This window comes from Streptomyces sp. NPDC030245 (assembly GCF_055572995.1).
On sequence record NZ_JBVICF010000004.1, the window covers coordinates 146,357 to 159,943 of the forward strand.

A 13,587-nucleotide genomic window follows, 5' to 3' on the forward strand; every position below is an offset into this window, starting at 1 on the left:
CCTTCTTCCGGTCCGGCACGACTGGCTATTCGGGTATTCATAATAGTCGGCGTTCCGTACATCGTCCGGGGGGGGGCGTCCGGACTCAGTGGCGGACCAGGCAGAACGGATGGCCCGCCGGGTCCGCGTAGACGTGCCAGCTGGTGCCGCCGGTCTCGGCGTCGAGGAGGGTCGCGCCTGCCGCGAGGACCCCGGCGCGGGCCGCCTCCAGGTCGGGGACCTGGAGGTCCAGGTGGAACTGCTGCGGGGCGGCGGGGTCCTGCCAGCGGGGCGGGACGTGGTCGCGGGCGCGCTGGAAGGTGAGGACCTGGCCCGTGGGGGTGTGGAGGGTCGTCCAGTCGGGGCTGGTGGTCCAGCGGGGGTCCGGGTGGTTCACCGTGCCGCCCAGGAGCGTCCGGTAGAACTCCGCGAGGGCCGTGGGGTCGGGGCAGTCCAGGACCACGCATTGCAGTTCGGCAATCATGGCGCAGAGGGTAGGGGAACGCGGGGCGCCGGGCGTGGACGCCGAAGGGCCCCGGCGGCGTCGCCGCGGGGCCCTTCGAACTGCCGGTCCCGGCCGCTCGCGTCGGGTGGGACGGAGCGGCCGGTGAGCGTCTCAGATGCGCACGTCGTCTCAGACGTTCACACCGAAGTCCTGCGCGATGCCGACGAGGCCCGAGGCGTAGCCCTGGCCCACGGCGCGGAACTTCCACTCGGCGCCGTTGCGGTACAGCTCGCCGAAGACCATGGCGGTCTCGGTGGCGGCGTCCTCGGAGAGGTCGTAACGCGCGATCTCCGTGCCGCCGGCCTGGTTGATGATGCGGATGAAGGCGTTCCGCACCTGGCCGAAGTTCTGCGAGCGGTTCTCGGCGTCGTAGATCGAGACCGGGAAGACGATCTTCTCGATGTCGGCGGGCAGGCCCGCGAGGTTCACGTTGATCTGCTCGTCGTCGCCCTCGCCCTGGCCCGTGACGTTGTCACCGGTGTGGACGATGGTCTGGTCCGGCGTCGCCTTGTTGTTGAAGAAGACGAAGTGCTGGTCCGAGAAGACCTTGCCCTGGGTGTTCACCGCGATCGCGGAGGCGTCCAGGTCGAAGTCGGTGCCAGTGGTGGTGCGGACGTCCCAGCCGAGGCCCACGGTGACGGCGGTCAGGCCCGGAGCCTCCTTGGTGAGCGAGACGTTGCCACCCTTGGACAGGCTTACTGCCATTGTTGGGAGTCCCTTCCCTCGTTGCATACGTACGGGCTTCGTACTGGGGACGAAGCTACCGTCACCCTTAACAACGCGGGCCGGGCCCCCGAGGGTTCCGCATCGCTTTACTTTCTTTACTCGCCTTACTCGCGTACCGAAAACCGTGTGACGTGAGCCCGACAGGCGCGGGACCATGGAGGCATGTCCGGTCCCTATCCCATCCGCGGCTCCGTCTTCCTGCCCGAGGCCGAGCTCATGTGGCGTTTCTCGCGGTCGTCGGGGCCGGGCGGGCAGCACGTCAACACCAGCGACTCCCAGGTCGAGCTGCGGTTCGACCTCGCCGGCACCGAGGCGCTCCCCGAGGTGTGGAAGCAGCGCGCCCTGGAGCGGCTCGCGTCCCGGCTCGTCGACGGCGTCGTCAGCGTACGGGCGAGTGAGCACCGCTCCCAGTGGCGGAACAGGGAGATGGCGGCCACGCGGCTCGCGTCCCTCCTCGCGGAGGCCACCGCGCCGCCGCCCAAGCCGCGCCGCGCCACGAAGGTTCCTCGCGGGATCAACGAACGGCGCCTCCGCAACAAGAAGGCACGCAGCGAAACCAAACGGGGCCGCTCCAGCCAGGGCTGGACCTAGCCCCCGTGCCGGGGCGCGCCTCACGCTGGGTGCGCCCCGTCAGCTGCGTCTGCGGGCCGTCGCGGGCTGAGCGCGCAGTTCCCCGCGCCCCTATGGGGCCCGTGCCAGGGTGCGCCTCGTGCTGGGTGCGCCCTGTCAGGGGCGCGGGGAACTGCGCGAGCGACCACGGAAAAGCCGCAGTCGCGTCTGCCGAGGTTGCGGCAGGTGCGTCTGCGGGCCGGCGGGGGCTGAGCGCGCAGTTCCCCGCGCCCCTCACGGGGCGGGGCGGGGTGCTAGCTCAGCTGGCGGTAGCGGCCGCGGAAGTACAGGAGAGGGCCGCCCTCCCCGCTGGGCAGCGACGCGGTCAGGACGCGGCCGATCACCAGCGTGTGATCGCCCGCGGCCACGGTCTGCTCCGTACGGCACTCCAGCGTCGACAGCGCGCCCCCGACCAGCGGAGCGCCCGACGCCGCGCCCCGCACGTACGGGATGTCCTCGAAGAGGAGCCGGTCGCTGATCCGGCCCTTCATCGCGAAGCGGCCCGCGATGTGCCGCTGGCTCTCCGAGAGGACCGACACCCCCCACAGGGGCTGCTCGGCGAGCAGGTCGTCCATCCGGGAGCCCTCGCGCAGGCTCACCATGACCAGGGGCGGGTCGAGGGAGACGGAGAGGAAGGCCGTGGCCGTCATGCCCACGTCCTCGCCCGCCGGCGCGGCCGGATCGTCCGGGTCGAGGCCGGGCTCGCGCGCCGTCACCAGCACCACGCCCGCGGCCAGGCGGGACATGGCCGCGCGGAACTCGTCGTTGCTCACCCCATCAGCATGCCCGTCGGGTGACGGGACGTGTGGGGCAGGCGGGGCCGGGAGAGTCTTCAGTACGTGAGCCACGACGTCGAAGCTAGCCCGTGCGCCCTCCTCGAAACATCGGGCTCCGGTCCCAGGCCGGTCCTAGGACCGACGGCGGAGCCTGTCGTGGGCAAGACTCGGCAAAGCAGGCACGCAGTGCCGTCCGGTGCGGTGGACTAGTCCAAGGGACTGGACCAACGGCGGCTCCTCACCTGTGACTTGAGTCACAGGACCCATATTTTGTTGACCCTGTGTACCGAGTGGGCAGCTCGCTGTGATTCAGTGACGGTGGCAATAAGACACTGAGGGCACAAAGGCACAAGACAGCAAGACACGGCACGGAAGACCACCACGGAAGAAACACTGCGGGCGCTGCGCATCCTGGAGTTGCTGTCGAGGTCTCGGGGAGAACGAGCATGGAGACCGAGTCGGAGCCGTACGTCCGTCTTGCGACCCTGCGGCAGCTGCACCAGGTGGTAGCGGAGCTGAACACGGCCCGGAGCCTGGCGGACACGCTGCAGACCGTCGCCGACGGCGTCGTCAACGGCCTTGGCTATGAACTGGCGTGTGTCAATCTCGTGCGCCCGGACGGCGACCTCGTCGTCGCCGCCTTCGCGGGCAACCCCTCCGCCGAGGCCCTCATCACCGGACGCGTCGGCTCCCGCGACGCCTGGGAGCGCCGCCTCGCGATGGGCGAGGCGTGGGGCGCGCTGCGCTTCATCTCGTACACCGAGGGCTGGGTCCTCGACGACGATGACGTCCCGCAGTGGTACACCGAAGGGCCCGAGCCCCGGTTCGAGGACGAGTGGCACCCCTCCGACCGCCTCTTCGCCCCCATGTACGCGACCGGGGCGGCCGGCGGCGAACTGCTCGGTGTGATCTCCGTGGACCGCCCGCGCAACGGCCGCAGGCCCGGCGCCTGGGGCCGCGAGGCCCTCCAGATGTACGCGTTCCAGGCCGCCATCGCGATCAGCAACGCCCGGCTCAGGGCCAACATGCAGCGCGCCCTGGTCCGCCTCGAACGGGAGCAGCAGGCGCTGCGGGCCAGCGAGGAGAGCTTCCGGCAGGCCTTCGAGTACGCGCCGTCCGGCATGGCCATCGCCGAGATGGGCGGCGACCAGCACGGCCGGATCCTGCGGACGAACGACGCGCTCTGCCGCCTCCTCGGCCGCCCCGCCTCCGCCATGCGGCGCTACTCGTTCTCCGACCTCGTGCACCCCGAGGACATCGGGACGCTCCTGCGCACCTCCGCCGAGGGCGGCCGCGCCGAGCTGCGGCTCGCCCGGCGCGACGGGACGTACGTATGGGTGAGCCTGCGCAACTCCGTGGTCGCCGACGCAGCCGACGGGCCCCGCTTCCTGCTCACGCACGTCGAGGACATCGAGGAGCGCAAGCGCCGCGAGCTCCAGCTCGCCCACCGGGCCAGCCACGACTCCCTCACCGGCCTGCCCAACTCCGCCGAGCTGCGCGCCCGGCTCAGCGCCCGCCTCTGCCGCAGGCCGCACGCGGGCCGGCCCAGCGCCGTGGACTCCCTCGACGCCGCCTACGAACACGGCTTCGACTTCGGGCACGCCTCGCTCCAGCAGGACGAGGGCTTCGACCCGCACGTGCACACCGTCGCGCCGCAGGGCGGCGAGGGGGACGTGGACGACGGCGCCAAGGGGCTCGCCGTCCTCTTCTGCGATCTCGACGGCTTCAAGTCGATCAACGACCGGTTCGGGCACCACACCGGTGACGCCGTCCTCATCGAGGTCGCGCGCAGGCTCACCAGCGGGGTGCGGGACGGGGACACCGTGGCGCGGCTCGGCGGCGACGAGTTCGTCGTGCTCGCCGACGGGCTCGGCCGCGCCGACGCCCAGGACCTCGCGGTCCGGCTGCGGAACGCGATCATCCCGCCGATCCGGGTCGACGGCAGAGCGGTCCGCGTGGGGGCCAGTTTCGGCATCGGCTGGGCGCACTGCGGAATGTCGGCGGACGAAGTGTTGCACTCCGCCGACCAGCGGATGTACGTGGAGAAACGCTCACGTGCCAAGCAGCAGCGACGGGCCGGATAGCGGTCTCGATGAGGTCAACGCCACCCCTTGGCCTCACTCGGACCGGGTAGGCTCCCCGCGTCAGCGATGCAAGGGAGTGACCTGGGAATGACGCCCGGCAATAACGGCGAGAACACGCCGAGCGCGCCGCAGGGCGACGACGATCCGTTCGGCTACCTCTACGAGGACGGCCAGGCGGCCGGCGCGACCCCGCCGAGCGGTGGCGGCGGCTACGGGTACCCGGGGCCCCGCTCCTCGTACAACCAGGTCAGAGCGGTCGGCGACCGCCGCCCCGCGTACGGCCAGCAGACCTACGGCGGCCAGCAGGCGTACGGCCAGCAGGTCCCGCACCAGACCCAGCAGCAGGGCTACGGCCGGCCGAACGCCCACTACACCGCCCCCGAGGCGCAGCCCGGCGGCTCCCCCGTCACGCAGCCCATACAGCCGGCGGGCGGCGGCGGCCGCGGACGCGGCCCCAACACCAAGGGGCTGCTGATCGCCGCCATCGCCGTGGTGGCCGTGGTCGCCATCGGCATCGGCGCCGCGATGATCTTCGGCCGCGACGACGACAAGGGCGGCGAGACGCAGGCGGGCGGCAAGCCGACGCAGGCGGAGTCCGTCAAGCCCAGCGAGAAGCCGACCAAGAAGCCCGAGAAGCCCGCCGCCGAACTGCCCAAGACGGACGCGAAGGCCCTGAAGCTGGAGGGCGGCACGACCACGGCGTCCGACGTCGAAGGCGCCAAGGCGTCCGGCGGCATCTACGTGGCCGGGTTCGACAAGGTCGGCGCCCAGGTGACGTGGACCGTCAACGGCATTCCGAAGGCCGGTTCGTACAAGCTGTGGGTGAACTACGGAGTCCCCGGCAAGGACTCGAACGCCACGATCCTCGTCAACGGCAACAAGCAGACCCGTCCCCTGAACATGGAGAACTTCTCCCACGCCGAGGAAGGCGACTGGGAGAAGGGCTGGACCCGCACCTGGGCGCTGGTCCAGCTCACCAAGGGCACCAACACGGTCACCCTCTCCTGCGCCCAGAGCGACCTGTGCGGGACGACCGGTGCGAACATCGACCAGATGTGGCTCATGGAGGCCAGCAGCTAGCCCTCCGGGGCTACTTCAGCAGCCCCAGGAACCCCGCCACCGTCCCGGCCATCGCCTCGCGAGCCGGGGCGAGGTATTTCCGGGGGTCGACGCCCTTCTCGTGGGCGGCGAGGTAGGTGCGGACCTCGCCCGTGAACGCCGTGTTGAGGGCCGTGCCGACGTTGATCTTCACCATGCCGGACGCGATCGCCCGCCGGATCTCCGCGTCCGGTACGCCACTTGAGCCGTGCAGGACGAGGGGGACGGGGACGGCCGCCGCGAGGGAGGCGATCAACTCGTGGTCCAGGGTGGCCGTGCGCTCCGTCATCGCGTGCGAGGAGCCGACGGCCACCGCGAGCGCGTCGACGCCCGTGTCGGCGACGTAGGCGGCCGCCTCCGCCGGATCCGTGCGCACCCCCGGCGCGTGCGCGTCCAGCGGGGCCTCGCCCTCCTTGCCGCCCACCTCGCCGAGCTCCGCCTCGACCCAGATGCCGCGCTCGTGCCCCCAGCGGACCGCGTCCGCCGTCGCCTTCACGTTCTCGCCGTACGACAGCTTCGACGCGTCGAACATGACGGAGCTGAACCCCTCCGGGTACGCGGCACGCAGCAGCTCGACGTCCGTCACGTGGTCCAGGTGGAGGGAGAGGCGGGCCGTCGACGCGCGGGCCACCGCGGCCGTCGCCGCCGCTATCGCGCAGAGGCGGCCGCCGTGGAACTTCACGGCGTTCTCGGAGATCTGGAGGATCGCGGGGGACCCGGCCCGCTCGGCACCGAGCGCGACCGCCTCCGCGTGCTCCAGGGTGATGACGTTGAACGCGGCGACGCCGTGCCCCGCGGCGCGCGCCTCCGAGACGAGTTCGCCGGTGCTGACCAGTGGCACGTGCTCCCCAAATCCCGGGGCGCTGCGCCCCGTTGTGCGGTGCGAGATGCGGTTCTGCGATCAGGTGCGGTGGTGCGCGCCGCCGGGGCGGCGGTGGTGTCAGGCTGCCGCGGTCTGGGCGGTCACCGTGACCAGGGGCAGCAGTTCTTCGTACGTGGCGGGGTCGAACTCGCCCGCCGCCGGCGCCACCACCGTCGCCGCCGACAGGGCCACGGCGCGGGCCAGGCGGTCGGGCCACGGCAGCTTCTCGGCGAGCCCGGAGAGGAGCCCCGCGACCGCCGAGTCGCCGGCGCCGGTCGGATTGCCGCCCACCCGCTTCGGGGGCCGGGCGCGCCAGCCGCCGTCCGGGGTGACCGCGAGGAGGCCGTCGGCGCCGAGCGAGGCGACGACGGCGTGCGCGCCCCTGCGGCGGGCGTCCCGGGTGGCCTGCGCCGGCTCGTGGGAGCCGGTCAGCTCGGCGAGCTCGTCCGCGTTGGGCTTGACGATGTCGGGGCGGGCGGCGACGCCGCGGCGCAGCGGTTCCCCGCTGGTGTCGAGCAGGACGGGGACGCGGGCCGAGCGGGCGGAACGTATGAGAAGGGCGTACGCCCCGACGGGGACGCCGGGGGGCAGGCTGCCGCAGAGGGCGACCGCGGTCAGGTCGCCGCGGTGCAGCGACTCCTCGTAGGAGTCCAGGAAGGCGGCCCACTCGGCGGGGGCGACGGTCGGGCCCGGCTCGTTGAGCTGGGTGGTGTCGCCGGTCGCCGCGTCGACCACGGCGAGGGTGCGGCGGGTCGTGCCCGCAACCGGGGCGAGCGCGTCCGTGACGCGCGGCTCGGCGGCGAGGCGCTCGCGCAGGATGCGGCCGGTGTCGCCGCCCGCGAAGCCGGTGACCGTCACCTCGTGGCCGAGGGCGGCGAGCACGCGGGCGACGTTCAGGCCCTTGCCGCCCGGGCGCTCGATCACCTCGGTGACGCGGTGCGTGGTGTGCGGGACGAGGGCGGGGACGCGGTAGGTGAGGTCGATGGCCGCGTTCAACGTGACGGTGAGGATCACGCGTACCACCCCCGAAGTGCCTGTCCGAACGGGCCTGCCGTTCGCCTCTCCTGTGCTCTGATCATGCCAAACAGAAGGCGGTTGGCCCAGGGGGGAGGGTCAACCGCCTTCTGTTCGAGACACGCGAACGGGTGGGGAAATCACCCGAGTTGGGGGTTAAAAGGGTGCAACCACCCATTCACCCTTCCGCATGACGGCCTTCAGGTCGAAGGCCGCGTCGAGGACCACCAGGTCCGCGTCCTTGCCCGGCTCCAGGGAGCCCACCCGGTCGGAGAGGCCGAGGAGGGCGGCCGGGTTGGCGGAGATGGCGCGGACGGTGTCCTCGACGGAGAGGCCGTCGACGGTCACCGAGCGCTTGAACGCGCGGTCCAGGGTCAGCGTGGAGCCCGCGATCGAGCCGCCCTCGACGAGCCGCGCCACGCTGTCCTTCACCTCGACCTCCAGCGGGCCGAGCATGTAGCGGCCGTCGCCGAAGCCCGCCGCGTCCATGGCGTCCGTGATGAGGGCGACGCGGGAGGCGCCCGCGTGGTGGAAGGCCAGCTCGAAGGCGGCCTCGTGGAGGTGGGTGCCGTCGTTGATCAGCTCGACGGTGACCCGCTCGTCCTCCAGGAGCGCGGCGATCGGGCCCGGGGCGCGGTGGCCGAGGCCCGGCATGGCGTTGAAGAGGTGCGTCGCGACGGTGGCGCCCGCGTCGATCGCCTCGACGGTCTGCTCGTACGTGGCGTCCGTGTGGCCGATGGCCGCGATGACGCCGTGCTCGGCGAGGAGCCGCACGGAGTCGAGGCCGCCCGGCAGTTCGGTGGCGAGCGTGCACATCTTCGCCTGGCCGCGGGCCGCGTCGAGGAGCTTGCGGACGTCGGCGGGGTCGGGGTGGCGCAGCAGGCCCTCGCTGTGCGCGCCCTTGCGGCACGGCGAGATGAACGGGCCCTCGAAGTGGATGCCCGCGATGTCGCCCTGCTCGGCGAGCTCGGAGAGCACGCCGGCCCGCTGGGCGAGGAAGTCCATCTCGCCGGTGACCGTGGAGGCGACGACGGTCGTGGTGCCGTGCAGGCGGTGGGTGTGGACGCCCTTCAGGACGTCCTCGACGGTGCCCGAGGTGAAGGAGGCGCCGCCGCCGCCGTGGTTGTGGAGGTCGACGAAGCCGGGGACGATCCAGTGGCCGGTGAGGTCGACGGTCTCGGCGCCGGTCTCGGCGTCGCCGGGCGGGCTCTGCGCGATGCGGGCGCCGTCGACGAGCACGCGGCCGTTCGGGACGGTTCCGGTGGGCAGCACCACCTGGGCACCGGCGAGAACCTTGCTAGTGGCCATCAGGTGGCTACCTCCGTGGGGTGGTCGGTCGTCGGGTTCGGGTCGGGGTGCGGGTCGGGCGCCGGGGCGAGGAGGTCCCAGGCCAGCAGGCCCGCGCCCAGGCACCCGGCGGTGTCGCCGAGGGCCGCGGGCACGATCTCCGGCAGCGTCTGGAACTGCACGACGCGCGCCGCGACGGCGGCCCGCAGCGGCGTGAACAAGGTTTCCCCGGCCTCCGCGAGGCCGCCACCGATGATCAGGGTGTGCGGGTCCAGCAGGGTGAGGGCGGTGAGCAGGCCGTCGGCCAGGGCGTCGACGGCGTTGCGCCAGACCTCCTGGGCCCTCGGGTCGCCGGACTCCACGGCCTTCGCGCAGTCCGCGGCGTCCGCCTCCGGGTCGCCGCTCGCCTCGGCCCACGCCCTGCTGACCGCGGACGCGGAGGCGAGGCGCTCCAGGCAGCCGCGCTGGCCGCAGCCGCAGGGCGGGCCGCCCGGGCGTACGACGATGTGCCCGATCTCGCCGGCCGAGCCGTGCGCGCCGGGCTCGATGGCGCCGCCGATGCCGATGGCGCCCGCGATGCCGGTTCCCAGGGGTACGAAGAGGAAGCGGTCGGCGCCCTTCCCCGCCCCTATGCGGCCCTCGGCGAGGCCGCCCGTGCGGACGTCGTGGCCGAGGGCCACGGGGATGCCCTCCAGGCGGGCGCTGAGGAGGTCCCGCAGGGGGACGTCGCTCCAGCCGAGGTTCGCCGCGTACACCGCGATGCCGCGGTCGGCGTCGACGATGCCGGGCACGGCGACTCCCGCCGCGGCGGCGGGCTCCCCGAACCGCTCGACGCCGAGGGCGCGCAGGTCCGCGGCGAAGCCGAGGATGGACTCGACCACGGCGTCGGCGCCGCGGTCGCGGCCCGTGGGCCGGCGCGCCTCGTACAGCAGGGTGCCGTCGCCCCCGACCAGCGCGGCCTTCATTCCGGTGCCGCCCACATCGAGGGCGATGACGTGTCTCACGGGGACAGTCTCGCGCGTCGACCGTGACAGGTCTAGTCCACTTCCCCCTCCCTTGCCGGGCGCGCCCTCCTTTTCGGGGCAGGTGTCCGCTTGTGGGGGCCCGCCGGAATCAGCTGAGGATGACGCTCCGCGTCAGGTTGCGCGGACGGTCCGGGTCCTGGCCTCGGGATTCCGCGAGGGCCACCGCCAGGCGCTGGGCGCGGACGAGGTCGGCGAGGGGGTCCGTCTCCTGGCGGGCGACCAGTTCGCCGCCGACGCGGGCCACGTCCCCCGCGAGCCCCTCCGGCAGCGTGCCGAACATCCAGGTCACCCGGCCGGGGCCGGTGATGGAGATCGGGCCGTGGCGGTACTCCATCGCCGGGTACGACTCCGTCCAGGCGCCGGCCGCCTCCCGCATCTTGAGGGCGGCCTCCAGGGCCAGGCCGTACGTCCAGCCGCGGCCCAGGAACGTCCACTGCTCCGCGCCGAGCACCGCCGCAGGCAGCGGCTCGGTCACCGCGAGCTCCGCGTCGACGGCCGCCTCGGCGACCGTCTTGAGGCCGGGGATGTGGCCGAGCCCGGCCCGCAGGAAGGCGAAGGCCGTCGTCGCGAAGCGGGTCTGGACGACCGACTCCTCGTCCGCCCAGTCCAGGACCGCGACGGTGTCCGCCGCGTCCATGACGGGCGTCTCGGGGTCGGCCGTGAGGGCGAGCGTCGGAACCGTGCCCTTCAGGCGGCCCAGCAGGTCCAGGACCTCCGTCGTCGTGCCGGAGCGGGTGATGGCGACGACCCGGTCGTAGCTCCGCCCGGCCGGGAACTCCGACGACGCGAAGGCGTCCGTCTCGCCGAGGCCGGCCGCCTCGCGCAGCGCCGCGTACGCGATGGCCATGAACCACGAGGTGCCGCAGCCGGTGACGGCGACCCGCTCGCCCGGCTGCGGAAGCCCCTCGAACGTGGCGGCCGCCTCCACCGCCCGGTGCCAGCAGGCGGGCTGGGTGGCTATTTCTGCTGCGGTACGCGACATGCGCCGGGCTCCTCGTCAGTGCGGGACTGTCAGTGCGGGACTGGTGCGGACTGGTGCGGGACCACCGCCATGGTCATCGGCGGGACCGCCGTTGCACAAGTGATACGCGGGTGGTGTAGACCTTGTGTCCGGACTCGGGGGAAACTCGCAGTTCAAGCGAATTGTGGAAGCAACGAGGGTGGGACAGCTGTGCAGCGGCGCGTGACAGGACTGACCGCGGCGGTGGCCGCACTGGGCATGGCGGGCGTGCTCGCCGGCTGCGGCGGTCCGGGCGACTCCGGCGACGTCACCCTCAAGCTGGTGGCCGCCGACTACGGCGACTCGGCGGCGAACAGCTCGAAGAAGTACTGGGCCAAGGTCGTCGAGGGGTTCGAGAAGGAGAACCCCGGGATCAAGGTCGACGTGACCGTGCACTCCTGGAACGACGTCGACCGCGAGGTCAAGGAGATGGTCAAGAAGGGCGAGGCCCCCGACCTGGCCCAGATCGGCGCCTACGCCGACTACGCCGCGCAGGGCAAGCTCTACGAGGCCGACGAACTCCTCTCCATCGCCACGCAGGCCGACTTCCTGGCCCCGCTCTCGCAGGCCGGCGAGGTCAACCGCATCCAGTACGGCATGCCGTTCGCCTCCTCCACGCGTCTGCTCTTCTACAACACCAAGCTCTTCAAGGACGCCCACCTCACCCCGCCGCAGAGCTGGAGCGAGTTGCAGGCCGACGCGAAGGCCCTCAAGGCGCGCGGCGTGAAGATCCCGTACGCGCTGCCGCTGGGCCCCGAGGAGGCGCCCGCCGAGACGCTGATGTGGATGCTGAGCGGCGGCGGCGGTTACACCGACAACGTCGGTTCGTACGCACTCGACTCCACCCAGAACGCCAAGACGTTCGCCTGGCTCAGGGACGAGCTCGTCAGCAAGGGCCTGACCGGTCCGACGCCGCCCGCGCAGCTGAACCGCGCCGACGCGTTCGCCGCGTTCTCGCGCGGCGAGGTCGGCATGCTCAACGGCCACCCGACGCTGATGAAGATGGCCGCCAAGAAGGGCGTGAAGTTCGGCATGGTGCCGGCGCCCGGCATCAACGGCAAGGCGCAGGCCACGATGGGCGTCGCCGACTGGATGATGGCGTTCAAGCAGAACGGCAACCGCAAGGAGGCCGGCAAGTTCCTGGACTACGTCTACAGCAAGAAGAACGTGCTGGAGTTCTCGAACGAGTACGACATCCTGCCCGTGACGACCTCCGCCTCGCAGGCGATGGCGAAGGACCGCGGCCACACCGCGCTCGGCAAGTTCCTCAAGGAGCTGCCGACCTCGGAGCTCTACCCGGTCGGCAAGACGTCCTGGGCGCAGGTCTCCGCGGACATCAAGAAGGACATCGGCAAGACCGTCGGCGAGGGCGGCGACCCCAAGTCGGTGCTCAGCCGGATCCAGACCCGGGCGATGACCGCGGAGAGCGCCGAGTAGTACAGCGGTGGTGTCGGAGGCGGCCGGTAGCGTGGCGGGCATGACCGATCAGGGACCCGAGCAGGGGCCGACGGCGCTCTCCGAGCGCGACCGCGCCGTGCTGGCGTTCGAACGGCGGCCGTGGTCAGGACCGGGCGCCAAGGAGCGCGCCATCCGCGAGGAGCTCGGCATGGTGCCGGTGCGCTACTACCAGGTTCTGAACGCCCTCCTCGACGACGCGCGGGCCCTCGCCCACGACCCGATTACGGTCAATCGGCTGCGCCGGGTGCGGGAGTCCCGGCGCGCCGAGCGCTGACGCGGCTAAGGTCGGGCCCATGGGTGACCCTACGTACTCGCTGGACCTGTCCGAGCCGCCCGGCCTGCCCGAGCCCGTGACCCCCGCGGGGCGCGACGGCCTCGCCGCGTTCCTCGCCCGGCCGGAGCGCGCCGTGGTGGCGCTGGACTTCGACGGGACGCTCGCGCCGATCGTGGCCGACCCCGAGCAGGCGCGCGCCCACCCGGACGCCGTGCCGGTGCTCGCCGCGCTCGCCCCCCGCCTGCGCTCCGTGGCGGTCGTCACGGGCCGCCCCGCGGGTGTCGCCGTCCGCTACGGCGGCTTCGCGGGCGTGCCCGGCCTGGAGCACCTCGTGGTCCTCGGGCACTACGGCGCCGAGCGCTGGGACGCGGTCACCGGCACGGTCCGCGCCGCCGAGCCGCACCCCGGGGTCGCGGCCGTCCGCGCCGAGCTGCCCGGCTTCCTGGAGGGGATCGGCGCCTGGCGCGGCTCGTGGATAGAGGAGAAGGGCCGCGCCGTCGCCGTGCACACACGCCGGGCGCAGGACCCGCAGGCGGCCTTCGATGCGCTGCGCGAGCCGCTCGGCGAGCTGGCGCACCGGCACGGCCTGATCGTGGAGCCGGGGCGGCTCGTCCTGGAACTGCGGCCGCCCGGCATGGACAAGGGCGTGGCCCTCGCCGAGTACCTGCGCGAGGTGGGCGCCGAGTCCGTCCTCTACGCGGGCGACGACCTCGGTGACCTGCCCGCCTTCGGCGCCGTGGAGAAGCTCCGCTCGGACGGTGTCGCGGGCCTGCTCGTGTGCAGCGGCAGCGCGGAGGTCGAGGAGCTGGCCGGGCGGGCCGACCTGGTCGTGGACGGCCCGCCGGGTGTCGTACGGTTGCTGTCGGCGATCGGCGCCCGGCTCTCCTGAG

General features: G+C 72.6%; 14 protein-coding genes. 6 read left to right on the forward strand and 8 right to left on the reverse strand.

All coding sequences use genetic code 11. From position 1 onward, the window contains the following. Positions 1-85: 85 nt before the first annotated feature. Positions 86-463, reverse strand: a complete 378-nt coding sequence (locus ACZ4Z4_RS12695; RefSeq protein WP_468326187.1) for a VOC family protein — start codon at positions 461-463, stop codon at positions 86-88. A gap of 150 nt (positions 464-613) precedes the next feature. Next, on the reverse strand, positions 614-1,189 hold the full coding sequence (locus tag ACZ4Z4_RS12700) for a TerD family protein (RefSeq protein ID WP_030791572.1): 576 nt from the start codon (positions 1,187-1,189) through the stop codon (positions 614-616). Between the two features lie 183 nt (positions 1,190-1,372). On the opposite strand from ACZ4Z4_RS12700, the gene arfB reads away from it, so the two are divergent. Next, positions 1,373-1,801 (forward strand): alternative ribosome rescue aminoacyl-tRNA hydrolase ArfB, encoded by a 429-nt coding sequence (gene arfB, locus ACZ4Z4_RS12705; RefSeq protein WP_468326190.1) that lies wholly within the window; start codon positions 1,373-1,375, stop codon positions 1,799-1,801. Between the two features lie 272 nt (positions 1,802-2,073). Here arfB and ACZ4Z4_RS12710 read toward each other — a convergent pair whose 3' ends face one another. Beyond that, positions 2,074-2,565, reverse strand: a complete 492-nt coding sequence (locus ACZ4Z4_RS12710) for a flavin reductase family protein (protein ID WP_468326860.1) — start codon at positions 2,563-2,565, stop codon at positions 2,074-2,076. Between the two features lie 476 nt (positions 2,566-3,041). Here ACZ4Z4_RS12710 and cdgB point away from each other — a divergent pair, with 476 nt between their 5' ends. Beyond that, a complete protein-coding gene (gene cdgB / locus ACZ4Z4_RS12715) occupies positions 3,042-4,679 on the forward strand; it encodes a diguanylate cyclase CdgB (protein WP_468326193.1) in 1,638 nt (545 codons plus the stop codon). Positions 4,680-4,766: 87 nt separating this feature from the next. Further along, positions 4,767-5,759 carry a carbohydrate-binding protein gene (locus ACZ4Z4_RS12720; RefSeq protein ID WP_468326196.1) on the forward strand — a complete coding sequence of 331 codons (993 nt, stop codon included), beginning with the start codon at positions 4,767-4,769 and terminating at the stop codon, positions 5,757-5,759. 10 nt (positions 5,760-5,769) lie between these two features. Here the strand turns inward: ACZ4Z4_RS12720 and ACZ4Z4_RS12725 are convergent, their stop codons facing one another. The 5 genes from ACZ4Z4_RS12725 to ACZ4Z4_RS12745 all read right to left on the reverse strand — a co-directional run bounded on the left by ACZ4Z4_RS12725 (position 5,770) and on the right by ACZ4Z4_RS12745 (position 10,947). Continuing rightward, the gene (locus ACZ4Z4_RS12725; protein ID WP_468326199.1) at positions 5,770-6,618 is read right to left on the reverse strand and encodes a class II fructose-bisphosphate aldolase; all 849 of its coding nucleotides are present in this window, start codon (positions 6,616-6,618) and stop codon (positions 5,770-5,772) included. Between the two features lie 99 nt (positions 6,619-6,717). Further along, positions 6,718-7,653 carry a 1-phosphofructokinase family hexose kinase gene (locus ACZ4Z4_RS12730; RefSeq protein ID WP_468326201.1) on the reverse strand — a complete coding sequence of 312 codons (936 nt, stop codon included), beginning with the start codon at positions 7,651-7,653 and terminating at the stop codon, positions 6,718-6,720. Positions 7,654-7,809: 156 nt separating this feature from the next. Then, a complete protein-coding gene (gene nagA, locus ACZ4Z4_RS12735; RefSeq protein ID WP_468326204.1) occupies positions 7,810-8,961 on the reverse strand; it encodes an N-acetylglucosamine-6-phosphate deacetylase in 1,152 nt (383 codons plus the stop codon). Next, positions 8,961-9,944, reverse strand: coding sequence for an ROK family protein (locus ACZ4Z4_RS12740; RefSeq protein ID WP_468326207.1), 984 nt, complete (start codon positions 9,942-9,944; stop codon positions 8,961-8,963). Before ACZ4Z4_RS12740 ends, nagA begins: the two co-directional genes overlap by 1 nt. 109 nt (positions 9,945-10,053) lie before the next feature. Then, entirely contained in the window at positions 10,054-10,947 is an 894-nt protein-coding gene (locus tag ACZ4Z4_RS12745) for an SIS domain-containing protein (protein WP_468326209.1), read from the reverse strand. Positions 10,948-11,136: 189 nt separating this feature from the next. On the opposite strand from ACZ4Z4_RS12745, the gene ACZ4Z4_RS12750 reads away from it, so the two are divergent. The 3 genes from ACZ4Z4_RS12750 to otsB are packed head-to-tail and all read left to right on the forward strand — an operon-like array spanning position 11,137 to position 13,586. Next, on the forward strand, positions 11,137-12,402 hold the full coding sequence (locus ACZ4Z4_RS12750) for an ABC transporter substrate-binding protein (RefSeq protein WP_468326211.1): 1,266 nt from the start codon (positions 11,137-11,139) through the stop codon (positions 12,400-12,402). Between the two features lie 40 nt (positions 12,403-12,442). Then, positions 12,443-12,697 carry a DUF3263 domain-containing protein gene (locus tag ACZ4Z4_RS12755; protein ID WP_468326214.1) on the forward strand — a complete coding sequence of 85 codons (255 nt, stop codon included), beginning with the start codon at positions 12,443-12,445 and terminating at the stop codon, positions 12,695-12,697. A 19-nt stretch (positions 12,698-12,716) separates the two neighbouring features. Further along, positions 12,717-13,586, forward strand: a complete 870-nt coding sequence (gene otsB / locus ACZ4Z4_RS12760; RefSeq protein ID WP_468326217.1) for a trehalose-phosphatase — start codon at positions 12,717-12,719, stop codon at positions 13,584-13,586. The last annotated feature ends 1 nt before the right edge of the window (position 13,587 follow it).

Bases quoted from the DNA above. Each gene is read 5' to 3' on its own strand.
- otsB (WP_468326217.1), top strand. From the start codon at position 12,717: ATGGGTGACCCTACGTACTCGCTGGACCTGTCCGAGCCGCCCGGCCTG.
- ACZ4Z4_RS12720 (WP_468326196.1), top strand. From the start codon at position 4,767: ATGACGCCCGGCAATAACGGCGAGAACACGCCGAGCGCGCCGCAGGGC.
- ACZ4Z4_RS12745 (WP_468326209.1), bottom strand. From the start codon at position 10,947: ATGTCGCGTACCGCAGCAGAAATAGCCACCCAGCCCGCCTGCTGGCAC.
- cdgB (WP_468326193.1), top strand. From the start codon at position 3,042: ATGGAGACCGAGTCGGAGCCGTACGTCCGTCTTGCGACCCTGCGGCAG.
- ACZ4Z4_RS12710 (WP_468326860.1), bottom strand. From the start codon at position 2,565: ATGTCCCGCCTGGCCGCGGGCGTGGTGCTGGTGACGGCGCGCGAGCCC.
- nagA (WP_468326204.1), bottom strand. From the start codon at position 8,961: ATGGCCACTAGCAAGGTTCTCGCCGGTGCCCAGGTGGTGCTGCCCACC.
- ACZ4Z4_RS12755 (WP_468326214.1), top strand. From the start codon at position 12,443: ATGACCGATCAGGGACCCGAGCAGGGGCCGACGGCGCTCTCCGAGCGC.
- arfB (WP_468326190.1), top strand. From the start codon at position 1,373: ATGTCCGGTCCCTATCCCATCCGCGGCTCCGTCTTCCTGCCCGAGGCC.
- ACZ4Z4_RS12695 (WP_468326187.1), bottom strand. From the start codon at position 463: ATGATTGCCGAACTGCAATGCGTGGTCCTGGACTGCCCCGACCCCACG.
- ACZ4Z4_RS12700 (WP_030791572.1), bottom strand. From the start codon at position 1,189: ATGGCAGTAAGCCTGTCCAAGGGTGGCAACGTCTCGCTCACCAAGGAG.